The following is a 17,634-nucleotide window of genomic DNA, read 5'->3' as shown; positions in this document are numbered from 1 at the left end:
CCTAGCACGCCGGTTCACGAAACCGGCAGTCATACCTAGATGCTATACCGGCTTATCGTCGCGTCCCGCACGCCCAGCTGCTCGGCCATGCGCACCAGGTCGGCCAGAGACTGCGCCGCCATCTTGCGCATGACGTTGCCGCGATGGATCTTCACCGTGATCTCGCTCAGCTCCAGATGAGCCGCGACCTGCTTGTTCATCAGCCCGGTGACGACCAGCGCCATCACCTGCCGTTCGCGCGGCGTCAGCTGGTCGTAGCGGCGCTGCAGACCGGCCAGCAGGGCCGCCTGCGCGCGCAGTTCCGCATCGGCCTCCAGCGCGGCCGAGATCGCCTCCAGCAGCTGATCCTCGTCGAAGGGCTTGGGCAGCACGTCGATGGCGCCCGCCCGCATCCCCCGCACCGTCATCGGGATGTCGCCATGGCCGGTCATAAGGATCACCGGCATCGCCTCGGGCAGCGCGTTCAGCTCTTCCTGGAAGTCCAGCCCGTTCTCGCCCGACAGGCGGATGTCCAGCAGCAGGCAGCCCGTCGGGCCGGGCGGCGGGGCCGCCAGGAAATCGCGGGTGCAGCCGAACAGCCGCACCTCGTAGCCCATCGCGCGCAGCAGGCTGCCGATGGAGCGGCACAGCTCCGGGTCGTCGTCGATCACGCTGATGCAGCCCTGCGGGGCCTCTGAGGGGGCGGTCTTCATGGCGTGGGTCCTTCGCGGGAATCGCTTTCGGGCAGGCGAAAGCGCATTGCCAGCCCGCCCTGGGGCACGGCCTCGGCCACCAGGGTGCCGCCGTGCTGTTCAAGGATGGAGCGGCAGATCGTCAGGCCCATGCCCATGCCCTCCGGTTTGGTGGTGAAGAAGGGCCGGAACAGCGCTTCGGGGTCGCGCCCGCCCAGCCCGCCGCCGTGATCGCGGATCACCATTTCGACGAAATGGCCGTCGGTGAAGGCCGAGACGTCGATCCGGCGCTGCCCCAGCGGGGTCGCGGCCATGGCCTGGCTGGCATTCAGCAGCAGGTTCATCATCACCTGCTGGATCTGCACCCGGTCGGCCAGCACCCGGGGCAGGTCCCGGGGCAGGCTGGCGCGCACGGTGGTGCCGGTGGCGCGCATCTCCGGGGCCAGCATGGCGCTGGTCTCGGCAAAGACGTCTTCCAGGCTGATCGGCGCCGGCTGCGGGTCGGACTTGCGCGCCAGGCCGCGAATGCCGGCGATCACCCCGGCGGCCCGGCTGCCGTTATGGGCGATCTGGTCCAGGCAATCGCGCACCTCTGCCGCGTCGGGTGCCTCGCGCGCCAGCCAGCGGCGGCCCGATTTCGCATAGGTGATGACCGCGGCCAGCGGCTGGTTGACCTCGTGCGCGATGGAGGCCGCGATCTCTCCCAGCGTCGTCACCCGCGAGATATGGGCCAGCTCGGCATGGGACTGCGCCAGCCGCCGTTGCGCGCGGTTGCGTTCCGTGACGTCGATGGCGGTGACCAGGACGCGCGACCAGTCGCGGCTGTCGGGCGGCAGCGAGGCCCGCAGCACCGCCTCCACCGTCTCGCCCGCGCGGGTGACGAACTGGGCTTCGACCTCGACCGGGGACAGGCCCGCCCGCAACCCGCGGTACAGCGCCGCCTGCGCTGCCTCGGCCCCGGCGGCGAAATGCATCGACACGCTCTGGCCGATCAGCGCCGCGCCGCTGTCGTAGCCGAAAAGCCGCCCGGCCTGCAGGTTGGCATTGCGCACCCGCGCTCCTGCCGCCGCCTGGCGCACCGCCTCCATGCCGGGGACCGGATCGTGCTGCAGCAGCCGGTAGGCCGGGGACCAGTCGGTCTCCCAGATCGGAAAGCCGGCGGCATCGAAGATCGTGGCATAGCGCGCATCCGCCCCCCGCCGCGCCCGCGCCGCCGAGATCTGGCTGGCCGAGAGCAGGCCGGTCAGCACGATGGCGACCAGGCTGACGGCCAGCCGCATCGTCGGGCCCGCCAGCGGATCGTTGCCATGGCTGATCACGTAGCCGCTGATCGCCAGGCAGACGCAGACCCCGCAGGCGACCAGCACCAGCAGCCGCGATCCCTGGCGGGCCAGGATCACCACGACGATGGTGTAAAGCACCGCGACCGCGCCCTGCAGCGGCGACATCACGTCGAGCGCGAAGATGCCGAGCGCAAGGCACAGCGCCGCCCCCGAATACAGCAGGTTCCGCCCTGCCGTCGGTCGGTCCTGGTCCCGCCGGCTGGCCTGTCGCATGCGCACCGCCCAATGCTCCCATGGTTCCGTCTTGTCCGCGGGCGCAGGATAGGGCGGCCTTGTCCTGCCGTCTTGTATCATCGTGCCATCATCGGCATCCGCAGCACGAAACGCAGGCCCGGGCGGGCGTTCTCCCAGGCCGGCGTGCCGCCCAGCTCGCGGCAGGTCGCCTCGATCAGCGCCAGGCCCAGCCCGCGCCCGGTTTCGGGCGGATGGGCGCGCGGCCCGTGATCCTCGACCTCCAGGCGCAGCAGGCGGCCCTGGCGGGCGCGCAGGCGGATCACGATCTCGCCGGGGGTGCGGGGGTCGTAGGCGTGCTTGGCGGCATTCATCACCAGCTCGCTCACCAGGATGCCGGCGGCAGTCAGGGCCGAGGGCGCCATCCGCGCCGGCTCGGCCTCCAGCCGCAGCGGCCGATGGGCGGGCAGCAGCCGGGCGAAGGCACCGCAGAGCCGGCCCAGATAGGCGGCGGCCTCGGGCTCGGCGCCGGCATGGTGCAGCAGGCGGTGCATCTCGGCAATGGCCAGGATCCGCCCCTGGGTGCGCAGCAGCGCGCCGCGCTCGCCCGCTCCGGGGTCGCGCAGCTCCCGGGTGATCAGCGCCGAGAGCATCTGCAGGCTGTTGGCGATGCGGTGATCGGCCTCGGCGGCGCGATCGGGGACCGTCAGCGGCGGCAGGACGGTTCCGGACAGGACGGGCGGGCGGATGTCGGCAACGGGGGTCGGACGCATCGGGCGCTCCTTTCTCGGGGATCGGGGCCATCCTGCCCCGGGGCGCGCCCGGGGATCCATCATACGCAGGTTTGCGGTGCCCCGAGCGGGGCCATACCTGCGTATGATTTCGCCGCGCCGCCTTGTCGGGAAGACTGAGGCCGGGACCCGTCGCCCCCTCTCGCGGCGGCTCTCCGACCGGACGCCCGCGTTCCGGAGCCACCGACCGCCCCGGCGGACCGGCGGCCACCCCTCCGGGGCGCGGGCGTATCCCAAAGCCCTTCCGCCTCGCAAGGAGACCCGCCATGACCACCCAGGAGACCATCCGCAGCGCCGCCGAACGCCGGCTGAGCCTGCGCAGCGACCTGTCCGCCGCCGATACCCAGGATATTGCCGCAGGGCTGAACCGGCTGCTGGCCGACACCTTCACGCTGTACCTGAAGACGAAGAATTTCCACTGGCATCTCAGCGGTCCGCATTTCCGCGACTACCACCTGATGCTGGACGACCAGGCCGCCGCGCTGATCGCGATGACCGATCCGCTGGCCGAACGGGTGCGCAAGCTGGGCCGGACGACGCTGCGCTCGGTCGGCGACATTTCCCGCCGCAAGAGCCTGCTGGAGAACGAGGCCGACTACGTGGAGCCCTTCGACATGCTGGCCGAGCTGCAGGAGGATACCCGCCACTTCCTGGCCGAGCTGCGCGGGGTGCACGGCATCTGCAGCGCCGCCGGAGACGTCGCCAGCACCAGCCTGATCGAGGTCTGGATCGACGAGGCCGAAACCCGGATCTGGTTCCTCTACGAGGCCGGGCGCTCTACCCCGCTGCTGTGATCCCCTGCGGTCCCCCGGCCCGTGCCTGCCCGGGGACCCATCGCGCCGGCGATCCGCTGCCCTGCCCGCCCCGGTCCGCTGCCTGCCGGAGGCCAAGGTGCAGGATGGCGCTGCCCGGTGTCCCCTCCCCGGTCCCGCACCGGGACGCCGGCGCGATCCCCGGGGGGAGGTTCCCCCCGTTGCCCCCGGTCTGCCCCCCAGGCCGGGGGCCTTTTGTCCGGGCAGACCCGCTAGGCCTGCACCGCCCGGCGCCAGCGGCCCGGGCTCAGCCCCTGGGCACGGGTGAACATGCGGGTGAAATGGCTCTGATCGGCAAAGCCGCAGGCCAGCGCGATATCGACCAGCGGCAGCTGGGTCAGCCGCAGCAGCAGCCGTCCCTGTTCCAACCGTTCCGCCAGCAGCCACTGGTAGGGCGACAGGCCGGTGGTCTCCCGGAAGCCCCGGAAGAAGGCATTGCGCGGCAGATCCAGCGCAAGCGCCACATCATCCAGGCGCAGCCCCTCGAATTCCACCGACATCAGCATCTCCTTGGCGCGGGCCAGCTGGGCCGGTGACAGCCGGCTGCGCCGGCGCAGGCGCCGGGTGATGGCATGGTTGCGCTCCAGATGCAGCATCAGCCGCGCACCGATCTCGTCCGAGGCCAGCGGATCCAGAAGCGCGGGCCGCGCGAGCCAGTCCAGCAGGCCGCGCGCCATCTGGCCCAGGCGCGGATCCAGCGCCTCGTTGGTGGGGCGCAGCCGCAGCGGGCTGTGCAGCGGCAGCTCGATCAGCAGGAAATCAAAGGCCCCCTCGGCGGTGGCGGCATAATCGACGTCGAATTCACGGATATAGATCGCGTCCTGGTCGAAGACCCGGTCGTAGCGGCGGCTGCCCTCGCGGATGCGGCGGCGGTGTCCGGGCAGCAGCGACATGCCCAGGATCATCCCCCTGTCCTGCGCCGGGGTCGCGATCTCGGAGCGCACCGGGCCCGAGGCGGTCTTGCGCAGCAATGTCAGGTCTCCGGCGCGGGCGCTGTGGTTGTGGCGCAGCGATTTCAGCGAACAGCCCAGGTTGTCCCGGGATTTGCGCAGCTCCGTCTGGATTTCCGAGAGTTCCGTTGCGGCCATTGTCCGACCTCCTCACACCGCCCGGAAGCACCGGGCACCCGCATCCCGAGGATGCATGCCACAGGGCGTTACACAAGCCCGACCCGCCGGTCCAGGGCAGGGCTGCGCACCAAGCGCCCGACGCTGCCCGACCGATGGGCGGGCAGACCGGGGGCGCAGCGGACCCCGGATTTCGGCAGGGCATGGCGCCCTCCCGAGGCCGGCGCGGGCGGCGCCGCCCCCGTCATGCGCCGGCGCGGCCCCGGGCTCTTGAACGATTGTACCGCATCGCGCCGGAAGCACCGCACAAGTGCTCCACCCGCCGTCCGGATCCGCGCAGCTCTCCGGGTGCTGGTCGAAAATTCGGCAAATCCCAAAAAGATCTCCGGGACATAGATCCTTTGCTTTGCAGGGCCGCGCCACTGCCTCATTGTTTTCATACAAACAAGATTCCGGTCCACCTCCCCATCTTCCCCGACCCGTCGCCCCCGGCGCCGGCCCGGACACCGCATGTCGTATCCGTTCCTTCCGACCCTGCCAGAGAGATGCCCATGACCAAGTCCCTGCTGCTTTTGACCACCCTCGGCGCGGTGCCGATCCTGACGGCGGGCGCCGCCCGCGCGATGGATTGCTCGGTCTCCGCGATCGAGGCGCTCGCCCTGCCCGGCGTCACCATTTCCCAGGTCGCCCCCGCCCCGCAGGGCGCCGCCGCCTGTCTGGTCAGCGGCCAGCTGGTGACCACGGGCGGCACGGCCCCCGATGGCAGCGCCGGGTTCCAGATCCGCCTGCCCGACAGCTGGAACGGCCGTTTCGCCATGCTGGGCAACGGCGGCCTGGCCGGCAAGGTCGCGGTCTCGGCCAACCCGGTGGACGTGGCCTATGCCGACAGCACCGGCTATGTCACGGCGATGACCGATCTGGGCCACAGCGCCGACAGCATCCTGGATGCCAGCTTTGCCCTGAACCCCGACGGCACCCCCAACGAGGCGGGACTTGCGGACTATTACTACCGTGCCTCCCATGCCGTGACCCGGCTGGCCAAGGACATGGCGCGGGCGGTCTACGGCAAGGCGCCCGATCATGCCTATCTGACCGGCTGTTCGACCGGCGGGCGCATGGCGCAGGTCGCCGTGACCCGCTACCCCGATGATTTCGACGGCGTGATCTCGGGGGCGGCGTTCAGCGACATTTCCTCGATGCTGAAGATCCAGCACTTCCAGATCAACCAGCTGGCCAGCCCCGATGCCCAGCTGCTGCCCGGCAAGCTTCCGGCGATCAATGCCGCGATCCTGGCCAATTGCGATGCCACCGACGGCGTCACCGACGGGCTGATTCAGAACCCCGCCGCCTGCAGCTTCCGCCCCGAGAGCCTGATCTGCACCGGCGCCGAGACCGACAGCTGCCTGACCCCCGCCCAGGCCGGTGCGCTGCGCGCCTATTTCACCGCCGTGCATACCGAAGACGGCCAGCTGGTCTACCCGGGCTATGCCCCGGTCGAGATGACCGGCGGCTTCACCCTGTTCCAGGGCGGCAAGGAAAAGGCCGGCGACGTGACCGCCGCCGAGCCCTGGGGCAATGACGGCTACGCGCCCGCGCCGCTGGAATGGGCCTTCTCCGACCATATCATCCAGGACATGGTGAAGCGGGATCCCGATTACGACGTGCGCAAGCTGGGCATCGGCGCCGACGGCACCATCCCGACGGCGGTGGTGCAGGACTTCGTCGCGGCAACCGAGGCGGGCAATGGCTCGGACCTGGGCCGGACGCTGTCCTACCTGAAGGGCGGCGGCAAGATGATCCTCTACCACGGCTGGGGCGATCACGCGCTCTCGCCGTTCCGGACGGTGCGCTTTGTCGACGACCTGGCGCGGCGCGACGGCGGCTATGGCGCGCTTGATGCCTCGGCGCGGCTCTTCATGGTGCCGGGCATGTCGCATTGCGGCGGCGGCTCGGGCCCCAACAGCTTCAACACCCTCGCCGCGCTCGAGGCCTGGGTTGAACAGGGCATCGCCCCCGCGCGGATCGAGGCTGTGAAACGCGACGCGGACGACAAGGTGACCCGCTCCATGCCGCTCTGCGTCTATCCCGCCGAGGCCCGCTACAGCGGCACCGGCGATGTCATGGATACCGCCAACTGGAGCTGCACCGACAACAGCGACGGGCTGAAAATGGGCGCCATCGGCATTGCTGCCGGGATGCGCATGGCCGGGGAACCGACCCAGTAGGTCCGCGCCGGGATCACCTGTCAGGGCGGCCCCGGGCCGCCCTTTTCATGCGGCGGGCAGGCCAAGGGCGTGTTTCCCGCCTCCTGAGGTTGCGCCCCGCAGAAACAGGCGGGCCCGGTCCCGGCGGATGGCGGAAGGAAGACCAGTCGGCCCGGGTCGGCCCTTGAGGGCCGCGACCTCGACCGCTCTGGCGGCCCCGGACCGATGGGCCGCGCAGGCCCGGGAGCGAGAGGTCTTGCAACATTGCCGCCCCGATCACCGCCACCATGGGCCACGGCAGGATCAGCGCGCCCCCGGAGGTAAGGCAACGCCCAGCCGGCGACAGCACCGATCGGAATCGACAGGCTGCCGTTCACCGGTCGGATCGTGGTCGTGCCACCGGCCTCCACGGCAGCGCCGATGGTGCCGATGAACTTGCAGGCCCCTTCGGGGGAATGGTGAAGGGCGCGGCGCCGGGATCGCATCGGTCCCGGACTTGAGGCCCTGAGCCGCACCTTGGAGAGATCGGCGCGCCGCCGGACCCGACCGGATCGCCTTATCGGGAAAATCGGGGTGGGCAAGGGCCGATCCAGTTGATCCCTCCTGCTTCCTGCCCCGCGCCGGAAGGCAGGCAGAGAGGCGGCACCGGAGCGCCGCCTCTGGCATCTAAGGGCCAGGTTCAGCGGGAAAGCGTCACGTCCACGTAAGGCTGCAGGGTGATCGGACCGCTCAGCCCGGTCTTCAGCGGCTGGCGCGGACCGCCCGGCAGATGCGCGAACATCTCCGGAGCATGGGCCAGCAGCGCATTGCCCAGCGGGGTGGCAAGTTCGATCCGGATCACGTTGTCCCCGGGCTGCAGGCTGTGCCCAAGGTCGATCTGGCGGGCCAGCTGATCCACCGGCCCGAGCGGCTGAGCGTTCACCGTGATGCGGATCGTGTCGTCATGGCCGGGGATCACGATCCGGGCCCCCATCTGCCGGCTCCAGTCCGCCGGCAGGGTCAGCGTCGTCTCGTAGACACCGACGCCCGAGGCCTCGGCCAGGGCCGGGATCTGCGTCCAGGGCTCCAGCGCCGCCAGCGTCCCGGCATCGGTGCGGACATGGTCTGTCCGGCTGGCGGTGGCGCCCGGTGTCCACCCGTCCACGACCAGCCGCCAGGGGCCCAGCCGGCGCGCCTGCGGCAACGCGGGAACCTCTGCCGACAGGGTCTCTCCGGTCGAGAGGCGGGCACGGACCGTCCCCGGCGCCCCGGCCCGCAGCATCAGCGCCTCGGGGCGCAGGGTCCGCACCTCGGCACTGGCCTCGGTCACATGGGGCCGGTCCACCGCCCCCGACAGCCGCAGGATCCGGGTCTGCGACGGCCCGAGATGCAGCGTCACGGTCACGCCGTCACCCGTCGCGGTCCAGGGACCCGGATCGCGGATGGCTCCGGTCCAGGCATCCAGCACCTCGGGCGCGCCCTCCCCGCTCAGGTGCAGCTGCGCCGTCAGCGGCTGGTCGCTGTCGTTGAACAGGTAATAGTCGTCCCGCTCCGCCCCGTGGCGATGGATGCTGCGCAGCGGCACAGGCGTCCGGGGTGCGGCATCGGGGCGGAGGCCACGCCCGGCCAGCAGGGCCGTCAGCGCCGCCTCATCCGCCACCCGGGGCCAGCCGAGCGCGCCGATCCGCTGCGCCAGCGCCGTGCCTTCGCCCTGGACGGGCAGCGGGCCCAGCAGGATCACCGGCAGCCCCTGCCCGGCCAGCGCCTCCAGCCGGTCCAGCAGGGCGTCGTCCAACTGCGCCGCAAGCGGCACGATCAGCGCCTTGTAGGCCGGCCCATCGGCCTTCAGCCGTCCGCCGCTAACCCGGGCTGCCGGCAGATCCAGCACGGCGGGGCTCAGATACCCCAGGGTGTAGCCCGCATCCGCCAGCGCCCTGTCCGCCAGGTAGCCGCCCTCGATGTCGAACCCGGTGCGCAGCACCGCCAGATCGGTCCGGTTCACCCCCTGCTGCAGGATGCCCTGGGTCCGCGTCAGGTAGCCCGAGATATCCGCAAGATGCCGCCAGGTCGGCTGCTTGCCGTTCCAGGCCTCGGAAAACATCGCGCCGAAGGGGGCAAAGCCCGGCCAGCCGGTGCCCGGCGCCGTGTCATAGGCATAGCCGTGCAGGTAGAGCTGGTTCACCCCGTAGGCGAAGTTCCGGTTGATCTCGGGCAGCATGTCGCGGGTCCATTCCGTGGCATAGCCCTTGAAGAAGGCCCCCATCTCGTCCGAGAGCAGCCCGCCGCTGCCCATGTCGCGCCCCGCCCGCAGCGCCTGGAACTTGCCGTGTTCGCGCGCGAAGCCCAGGCTCTCTCCCTCGGGCTGGCCCGTGGTGGCTGCCGACAGGATCGGATCCACCGGGCCGCCATACCCCTGGTTGCGGTAGATCATGCCCAGCCCCGCCGCCCAGTCGCGCAGCGGCACCAATCGGTTCCGCTGCCAGAGCCCGGCCAGCGTCCGGTCCCAATCGTGGATCACCTGCCCGGTCAGGGCGGCATCGCGGAAAACGAAGGCCCGCTGCGCCGGTGCCGACCAGCTCTTGAGGGTGCGAAACAGCAGCACCGGCAGCTCTGTCCGGGGATCATGGCCGCGCCGGTCCGCGAAAGCCTCCAGCACCCCCGGGGTCCAGATCTGCAACGACTTCAACTCCAGGCTGTCCTCGAAAAAGGCATGGCCCGCGCGGCTGAGCCCGGCGCGGACTTCGGGCGTCAGCAGCCTGTCATCCCAGAAGGCCGTCACCGCCCGGCTGCCCTGCGCCCCGAAATGATCGACCACATAGGCGTGCGGATCGGTGACCGGTGCGTTGCCGGGACTCATGTCGAACATGTTGACCCGCTGGGCCGTGGGCCGGTGCCAGATCGCCAGCAGGATCCAGGGCCCGCCCGCCGGTGCCGTCCAGCTCAGCTGCCCGTCCCGCACCCGGTCGGTCAGATCCTGCGCGCCCTGCGCCTCCAGCACCACCGGATCCGTGCCCTGCGCCGTGCAGTCCTGCGCGCAGCGCAGCGCCAGCACCGCCACCAGGTGCCGCCGCACCTGCACATCCGGGTTGCCCGGGGTCTGGCCGCTTGGCGGCAGGATCGGCCCCGGCAGCGCCCCCGAGACGGTCTCTCCTGCCGCAACGATGCGCTGGCCATGCACCATCTCCTGCGCCGCCGCCGGACTGTCCGGCGTGATCGAAGGCAGCGCAGAGGGCCAGTGCGGCCCGAGGGTCAGATCGACGGTCATGCCCAGCCGGGCGGCCTCGTCCAGCGCGACCGCAACGGCACGGTTCCAGGCCGGCGTGCCCCAGCCGTACAGTTTCGGGTCGATGGGCGCCGAGACCGCATCGTAGACATCGGCAATTTCGACCCCGCCAAAGCCCGCCGCCGCGATCTCGCGCAGTTCGCGGCGCAGCTCCTGCGGGGTGACAAGGGCGCCGGGCCACCACCAGCGGAACCGGGGCTGGGCGGCGCGGTCATCGACCCGCGCGAAGGGGACGGGCGGCGGCCCCGCCCGGGCCAGGGCCGCCCCCGCGGCGGACAGTCCCAGCAGGCTGCAACAGCCCAGCACGCGCAACAGGGTCTTGGTCATGAAATCCTCCTCTCCTTGCACCGGCCCGCGAACTGGCGCGCACAGCAGATCCCCGACGGGCACCACAGGGCGCCGCCCGGCCCCGGCCTGGCGACGGGGCTTGGGGATCTTCCGGTGCGGGGTCCGCTCTCCTCCCGGCGCCGGTGGTGCGACCGGCGCCGGGATCAGGGGTAGAGATCTCTCGCCCGAAGGGGAAATATATTTGTCTTCTCTCATTGATTGATGAAATCTATCAATCATGCCGGATCTGAGACATTACCGCCATTTCGTCACCCTCGCCGAAGAGCTGCACTTCGGTCGCGCCGCCACGCGCCTGGGCATCGCGCAACCCGCGCTCAGCATCCAGATCCGCAAACTTGAGGATCAGCTGGGCGGCGCCCTGTTTCGCCGCACGCAGCGCTCGGTCGAGCTGACCGAGGCGGGCCGGATGCTGCTGCCCCAGGCCCGCGCCCTTCTCGAAGGGGCCGCACGGCTTGAAGACAGGGCGCGCCGTGCCATGACCGGCGAAATCGGCCATGTCACCATCGGCTATTCCAGCCTGGCGCTGCTGACCGGGCTGCTGGGGGCGGTGGTGGGCGGCATCCGCGCCGCCGCGCCCGACCTCGACATCCGGGTGCTGGAGCGCGATCCGGTCAGCCTGGTCGAAGCCCTTCAGGAAGGCCGCATCCAGCTTGGCCTGACGACGACCCTGGGGGTGCCGCTTCCCGAAACCCTGGGCCGCACCCTCTGCGCCACCTGGGGGCTGGAGGTCGTGCTGCCCCTGGCGCATCCCCTGGCCGGGCGCCCCATGCTGGAAATGGCGGATCTGCGCGCCGAGACCTTCATCGTCTACCGCCATTCGGTTGCCGATGACGGGCGCACCGTGATCCGCAAGCTGGGCGGGTTCGAGCCGCGCGCGATCCAGGAAGTGAGCAGCCCGATGATGGTGCCCGCGCTGGTCGCCGCCGGGTTCGGCGTGTCGATCCTGCCCGCCCCGATGCTGGCCCGCGCCCGCGATCCCGGTGCCCTGGGCGTGCCGCTTGCCGGGCCGGAGCCGCGCATGGACTGCTCCCTTCTGGCCCGGGAAGCGGCGGTGGAACCCTTCCTGGCCCGCGCCCTGCAGGGCGCCCGCGACGGGGCGCGCAACTGGGCCGGGCCCTGATCTGGCGCCCTGGCCCGCCCGGTCCGGTGCCGGCGCCGGCGCCGGCCGGGATGCCGTGACGGAGCCATGCTCTGGAAGCAAGGCAGGTTTGGCGAGACAGCGATGGTGCTGCGTCGCAGCAATTGCTATCTAGGGATCACGGCACAGCGATGTGCCAAAGAGTTTCCTGGACCTCTCTCCTCCTCCCTGAGGTCCGGAAATCAGCGGCGGCCCCTCTCCTCCTCCCTGGGGTCGCCGCGCTCCTCCCTCCCCCGGATTTCAGATGTTTCGCGACGCCTTTCAGGGCGTCTTCGGCATGGAAGATCCGCGCCCCTGACCGACGGGACGCGGATCTCTTCGTCGGGTCCGGCGGACCTCCCGGGAGGGGGGCGCCCGCCGCCGCCCTCAGAACGGATAGGCCTGCTTGGGATCCTCAAGGGTGATCCAGCGCAGCTGGGTGAACTCCGCGATGCCCGCCTTGCCGCCGAACCGCCCGTAGCCGCTGGCCTTGACGCCGCCGAAGGGCATCTGCGGCTCGTCCGAGACGGTCGGGCCGTTGACATGGCAGATGCCGCTTTCCAGCCGGTTGGCCACCGCCAGCGCCCGGGTGATGTCCTGGCTGAACACCGCCGAGGACAGGCCGTATTCGGTATCGTTGGCAACCCGGATCGCGGCCTCGGTATCGGCGACGCGGATCACCGATTTCACCGGGCCAAAGCTTTCCTCCGCATAGATCCGCATCTGCGGCGTCACGCCATCCAGAAGGGTCGCGGAATGCAGCGCGCCCGTGCCGCTGCCCCCGGCCACCAGCCGGGCGCCCTTCGCGGTGGCATCGGCGATCAGCGCCGCCATCTTCGCCCCCGCCTCGGGCGAGACCAGCGCGCCCAGCACCACGTCGCCCTGTGCCGGATCGCCCCAGGGCAGTGCGGCCGCCCGCGCCGCCAGCCTTTCCACGAAGGCATCCGCCACGGCCTCCACCACGATGATCCGCTCGGTCGACATGCAGATCTGGCCCTGGTTCATGAAGCTGCCGAAGATCGCCGCGTTGACCGCCCCGTCGATATCGGCATCCTCCAGCACGAGGAAGGGCGCCTTGCCGCCCAGCTCCAGCAGGGCGGGCTTCAGGTTTTCGCCCGCCAACCGCCCGATGATCCGGCCCACCCCGGTCGAGCCGGTGAAGTTCACATGCCGCACCTCGGGCGCCTCGATCAGCGTGCGCACCACCTCTGCCGCATCCTCGGGCGCGTTCGAGATCACGTTGATCGCACCGGCGGGCAGCCCGGCCTCGACCAGGCATTCGCCGATCAGCCGGTGGGTGCGCGGACACATCTCCGAGGCTTTCAGCACCACGGTATTGCCGCAGGCCAGCGCCATGGCAACGGCGCGGGTGCCCAGGATCACCGGCGCGTTCCAGGGCGCGATGCCCAGGCAGACGCCGCGCGGACGCGCCACCGCCATTGCCAGCGTGCCGGGTTTGTTCGACGGGATCACCTCTCCGCCGATCTGGCTGGTCATGGCGCCCGCCTCGCGCAGCATTCCGGCGGCAAGATGCACGTTGAAGCCGGCCCAGACCTTCGTGGCGCCGGTCTCTTCGGTCATGGCGGCGACGAAATCGGCGGCGCGGGCCTCCATGATGTCACCGGCGCGCAGCAGCACGGCGCGGCGCGCTTCGGGGCCGGTGGCGGACCAGGCGGCCAGCGCCCCCTGGGCGGCGGCCACGGCGGCACGGGCATCGGCGACGCTGGCGGCGGCGGCGCGGGTGGCGGGGGTGCCGCTGACGGGGTTCAGCCGCTCGTAGCGCCGCCCGCCCTCGGCCAGGGTATCGGTGCCCCCGATCAGCAGATCCAGATCTTTCATGACATGCTCCTCATGCTTCCAGGCCGTTCGAGGTGGCCTCGATATGGGCCCTCATGCCGCCATCGCAGGCGATATTGACCCCGCGCAGCCAGACCGAGCCCGGCGACAGCAGGAAGGTGACCACCGGCGCGATGTCCTGCGGCGTGCCGGGGCGGTCCATGATGCGCATGTCCTCCTCCGCGCGTTCGCCCAGGGTTTCCAGGAAATCGCCCAGGATCGGAGTATCGACGGGGCCGGGGCTGACCGCGTTCATGCGGATGCCCCGGTCGCGCCAGGTCCAGCGGTGCTGGTGGGTCCAGGCGACCAGCGCCTGCTTGGTGAAGAAATAGCTGCTCTCGGGGGTGATCCCCTGCGCCGCGCAGAAGTCCGCGACGGCATCGTGGGTCAGCCCCTCGGCGGCGCGGATCTTCGCCACCTCGTCCTGCCAGCCCAGCCCCGCCAGAGAGGCAAGGTTCACGATCGAGGCGCCATCGGCCAGGCTGTCGACCAGCCCCAGCGTCAGCCGCTTCAGCGCCACAAGGTTCACCGTCAGCACCACATCGGGCGGCGCGGTCGGCGGCACCCCGGCGATATTGGCCAGCCCGTCGGCGCGCAGCTCGCGCAGCCGCGCAATCAGGTCCTCCAGCGCCGCCGCATCCATCAGGTCGACCTGATGGAAGGCCGCCAGGTCCAGCGCGGCGGGGTTGCGATCGGCCCCAATCACCCTGCCGCCCGCCGCCATCACCCGTTTCGCGGTTTCCGCCCCGATCCCCGAGGCAACCCCGGTGACGATGATCGTCTTTCCTTCCAGCATCATCGCCCCCTCACTCAGCCGCCAGCGGCCCGGGGACCATCTCGTAGCCCTCGGGGTGGAAATGGCCGTTCTCGTCGCGGAAGGAATGGGCATAGTCCGGCCAGACCAGCGTCAGGCGGCCCGAACGTTCATCCACGTACCAGCTCTTGCATCCCCCGGCGAGCCAGACGGTGCCCTCGGCGCGGCCCTGAAGCCGGTCCATGTAGGCATCCTCGGCCTCGGCGGCGGCTTCGAACAGGCGAACCTGGTTCTGTTCCAGATGGTCCAGCGCCTCCAGGATGTAGTTCACCTGCGCCTCGATGATGTAGACGACCGAGTTGTGCCCCAGCCCGGTGTTCGGCCCGTTGATGATGAAAAGGTTGGGATAGCCATGCACGGCGATGCTGTCATAGGCCTGCATCCCCTTGTCCCAATGGGCATCCAGGCTGATCCCCTCGCGGCCGAAGACGCGGGCGGCGAAGGGCGGGCGCACCGCCTCGAAGCCGGTGGCGAAGACCAGCACGTCCAGATCGTAGCTTTCGCCGCTGGCCCCGTAGACCGTCGAGCCCTCGATCTTCGCCAGCGCCGAGGCCTCGAGCCGGGTGTTTTCCGCGCACATCGCCGGGTAGTAGGCGTTGGAGATCAGCAGCCGCTTGCAGCCGACCTCGTAATTCGGGGTCAGCCGGGCGCGCAGATCGGGGTCGGCCACGTTCCTTTCCAGATTGCCAAGCGCCATCGCCTTGGCCTCGTTCAGGAAGCGCGGCACGTTGCGGCGCTGCGCGAAGTTGTATTCGCCGGCCCAGAAGATTTCGGACCGCATCGCCTCCACGGTCGAGGGATCGCGGCGGAACATGCGCTTTTCGCCCTCGCTGAAGGCGCGGTCCCAGCGGGGGATCATGTAGGGGGCCGAGCGCTGGAAGACGACCAGTTCACCGGCGACCTTCTGCATCTCGGGGATGATCTGGATCGCCGAGGCGCCCGACCCCACGACGCCGATCCGCCTGCCCTCCAGCGCCACCTCGTGGTTCCAGTCGGCCGAGTGGAACAGATCGCCCGGGAAGCTCTCGATCCCGGGGATCTTCGGCATGTGGCTGTCGGCCAGGTGGCCGGTGCCGGTGATCAGCACGTTGCAGGTGTAATCCCCCTGCGAGGTCTCGATGGTCCAGAGCGCGCTGTCCTCGTCCCAGCGGCAGGCCAGCATCTCGGTGCCGAAGCGGATATGCGGCATCAGCCCCTCGTCCTCGGCGCATTGGCGCATGTAGGCCTGGATCTCGGGCCCCGGAGAGAAGACGCGGCTCCAGTCGGGCTTGGGCAGGTAGGAGAAGGAGTAAAGATGCGAGGGCACGTCGCAGGCGACGCCCGGATAATGGTTGTCGCGCCAGGTGCCGCCGACATCCTGCGCGCGCTCAAGGATCACGAAATCCGCGCGCCCGCTGCGTTTCAGCTGGATCCCCATGCCGAGGCCGGCAAAGCCCGAGCCGATGATCACGATCTTGCTGTGAAGGGTCATGTGCCTGTCCTCCGTCAGGGTTTCTGCGCCGGGATGATGGTGCCGGCGGGATGGGCGCCGGGCGCCCGGGTGAACATGTCGATGTGGTGAAACAGCTCGGCGGCGCGTTCATGCACCACTGCGTGCCCCGAGGGGATCTCGGTGTAGCGGGCGTCCTCGATGGCGCCGAAGAGCTGCTTGGAATGGTGTTTCGGCACCATCATGTCGAAGGTGCAGCCGATCACCAGGGTCTTCGCGGTGATCGTCTCGCAGGCCTCGGCGATGTCGATGCGGGTGTTCAGATCCATCTGGCGATCCACGAAACCGCTCATCTTCAGCATACCGGCGGCGGCGACCATCTCGGGCAGCGACTTCATGTTCATGAAGCCCGGCGAGAAGGCGCAGAAGGTCATGTATTCGGTGATCGAGGCACTGTCCTGATCGCGCAGCGCCCGCCAGATCCGGTTGCGCATCTGCTGATGGGTGTCGGTCTTCAGCCAGCCGGCGACCAGGATCAGGTTCGCGACCTTGCCGGGCAGCTCGGCGGCGGTCTGCGCCGCGACGCAGGCGCCCAGCGAATAGCCCAGCAGCGTCACCGGCCCTACGGGCACCGCGTCCCCGATCACCGCACGGACCTGGGCGACCAGATCCGCAAGCTCAAGCGTGGCGCCTTCGGTGTCGCTCCAGTCCAGCGCGATCACCTTCTGGCGATAGGCCATCATCGGGAAGATATAGCCGAAATGGCCGTCGACGGAGCCTGCGGTGCCATGCACCAGCACCAGCGGCGTGCGGTCATTGTCGGGCCCGGCGACGCGGTAGCGGACGCGGACCCCGGCGACGCTGACTTCGCCGTCGCGATATTTCAGATCATCAAGCATGTCTGTCTCCTTGCATGGGGATCCCGGTCCGGGGCCGCGGGGCGGCACCGGGGAACAACGGGATCGGGGCGGTCTTGGGCGGGGGCCGGGCCCCCGGGGCTGTCAGGCGGTGGGGATGTGATACCCCCCGTCCACGTAGATCGGCTGGCCGGTCACATAGGGCAGATCGCCGGCGGCCAGGGTGGCGGCGACACGGCCGATATCGGCGGTCTCTCCCCAGCGTTTCATCGCCACGGCGCCGCTTTCGACATAGGCGTCGATCTTGCCGGTGGGCGCCGATCCGGTCATCTCGGTGCGGATGAAACCGGGGCGGATCTCGTGCACGGCGATGCCGGCGGGGCCCAGGCGGTCGGCGTAAAGCTGCGTCACCATCGACAGCCCCGCCTTCGAAACGCAGTAGGGGCTGCGGTCGGTCGAGACATGCGTCGCCGCGATCGAGGCGATGAAGGTGATGGAGCGGTAGCGCGTGCTGTCGCGCGCCAGCATCCGCTTTGCCACCGCCTGGGTCAGGAAGAAGGTGCCGCGCAGGTTGATCGACAGGTTGCGGTCGAAGGCCTCCGGGGCGATCTCAAGCAGGTCGGTCAGGGGGCGTGCGGCGATGCCGGCATTGTTGACCAGCGCATCCACCGGGCCAAGCGCGGCCTCGACGGCCTCCAGCGCCGGGGCATGGGCCGAAAGATCGGCCAGGTCCATCACCCCGAAATGCGCCTTCGCGCCCTTTGCGGCCAGCGCCTCCAGCAGGCTTTCGGATTTCTCATCCGCCAGCAGGTCCAGCCCCGCCACGTCAAAGCCCCGATCCGCCAGCGCCAGCGCGATCCCGCGCCCCAGCCCCTGCCGGGCGCCTGTCACCAGTGCAACAGGTCGTGTCAT

Annotated in this window: 13 protein-coding genes; 3 read left to right on the top strand and 10 right to left on the bottom strand. The window is 70.2% G+C overall.

The window, feature by feature from the left end:
* Positions 1–35: 35 nt before the first annotated feature.
* The 3 genes from KM176_RS19355 to KM176_RS19345 form a co-directional block, all read right to left on the bottom strand.
* Positions 36–692 carry a response regulator transcription factor gene (locus KM176_RS19355; RefSeq protein WP_160895668.1) on the bottom strand — a complete coding sequence of 219 codons (657 nt, stop codon included), beginning with the start codon at positions 690–692 and terminating at the stop codon, positions 36–38.
* Positions 689–2,227 (bottom strand): sensor histidine kinase, encoded by a 1,539-nt coding sequence (locus tag KM176_RS19350; RefSeq protein ID WP_160895669.1) that lies wholly within the window; start codon positions 2,225–2,227, stop codon positions 689–691. Before KM176_RS19350 ends, KM176_RS19355 begins: the two co-directional genes overlap by 4 nt.
* Before the next feature lie 77 nt (positions 2,228–2,304).
* A complete protein-coding gene (locus KM176_RS19345; RefSeq protein WP_160895670.1) occupies positions 2,305–2,958 on the bottom strand; it encodes a sensor histidine kinase in 654 nt (217 codons plus the stop codon).
* A 284-nt stretch (positions 2,959–3,242) separates the two neighbouring features.
* On the opposite strand from KM176_RS19345, the gene KM176_RS19340 reads away from it, so the two are divergent.
* Entirely contained in the window at positions 3,243–3,770 is a 528-nt protein-coding gene (locus tag KM176_RS19340; protein ID WP_160895671.1) for a Dps family protein, read from the top strand.
* 230 nt (positions 3,771–4,000) lie between these two features.
* On the opposite strand, the gene KM176_RS19335 is transcribed toward KM176_RS19340, so the two are convergent.
* Positions 4,001–4,876, bottom strand: a complete 876-nt coding sequence (locus KM176_RS19335; protein ID WP_160895672.1) for a helix-turn-helix transcriptional regulator — start codon at positions 4,874–4,876, stop codon at positions 4,001–4,003.
* 530 nt (positions 4,877–5,406) lie between these two features.
* Here KM176_RS19335 and KM176_RS19330 point away from each other — a divergent pair.
* Positions 5,407–7,080 (top strand): tannase/feruloyl esterase family alpha/beta hydrolase, encoded by a 1,674-nt coding sequence (locus KM176_RS19330; RefSeq protein ID WP_160895673.1) that lies wholly within the window; start codon positions 5,407–5,409, stop codon positions 7,078–7,080.
* A 658-nt stretch (positions 7,081–7,738) separates the two neighbouring features.
* Here KM176_RS19330 and KM176_RS19325 read toward each other — a convergent pair.
* A complete protein-coding gene (locus KM176_RS19325) occupies positions 7,739–10,648 on the bottom strand; it encodes a glycosyl hydrolase (protein ID WP_160895674.1) in 2,910 nt (969 codons plus the stop codon).
* A 238-nt stretch (positions 10,649–10,886) separates the two neighbouring features.
* On the opposite strand from KM176_RS19325, the gene KM176_RS19320 reads away from it, so the two are divergent.
* Positions 10,887–11,789 carry a LysR family transcriptional regulator gene (locus KM176_RS19320; RefSeq protein WP_160895675.1) on the top strand — a complete coding sequence of 301 codons (903 nt, stop codon included), beginning with the start codon at positions 10,887–10,889 and terminating at the stop codon, positions 11,787–11,789.
* Between the two features lie 384 nt (positions 11,790–12,173).
* Here the strand turns inward: KM176_RS19320 and KM176_RS19315 are convergent, their stop codons facing one another.
* From KM176_RS19315 to KM176_RS19295, 5 genes are all read right to left on the bottom strand, one after another.
* Positions 12,174–13,625, bottom strand: coding sequence for an aldehyde dehydrogenase (locus tag KM176_RS19315; protein ID WP_160895676.1), 1,452 nt, complete (start codon positions 13,623–13,625; stop codon positions 12,174–12,176).
* 10 nt (positions 13,626–13,635) lie between these two features.
* On the bottom strand, positions 13,636–14,421 hold the full coding sequence (locus KM176_RS19310; RefSeq protein WP_236045376.1) for a coniferyl-alcohol dehydrogenase: 786 nt from the start codon (positions 14,419–14,421) through the stop codon (positions 13,636–13,638).
* Between the two features lie 7 nt (positions 14,422–14,428).
* Positions 14,429–15,907, bottom strand: a complete 1,479-nt coding sequence (locus KM176_RS19305) for a flavin-containing monooxygenase (protein ID WP_160895677.1) — start codon at positions 15,905–15,907, stop codon at positions 14,429–14,431.
* A 14-nt stretch (positions 15,908–15,921) separates the two neighbouring features.
* Entirely contained in the window at positions 15,922–16,764 is an 843-nt protein-coding gene (locus KM176_RS19300) for an alpha/beta fold hydrolase (RefSeq protein ID WP_160895678.1), read from the bottom strand.
* A gap of 102 nt (positions 16,765–16,866) precedes the next feature.
* Positions 16,867–17,634, bottom strand: a complete 768-nt coding sequence (locus KM176_RS19295; protein WP_160895679.1) for a 3-ketoacyl-ACP reductase — start codon at positions 17,632–17,634, stop codon at positions 16,867–16,869.

Origin of the sequence: Pseudooceanicola endophyticus (genome assembly GCF_018760365.1) — a bacterium.
Lineage (GTDB): Bacteria > Pseudomonadota > Alphaproteobacteria > Rhodobacterales > Rhodobacteraceae > Pseudooceanicola > Pseudooceanicola endophyticus.
Note: the sequence above shows the minus strand (reverse complement) of the source record. Positions and strands in the feature narration are given on the sequence as shown.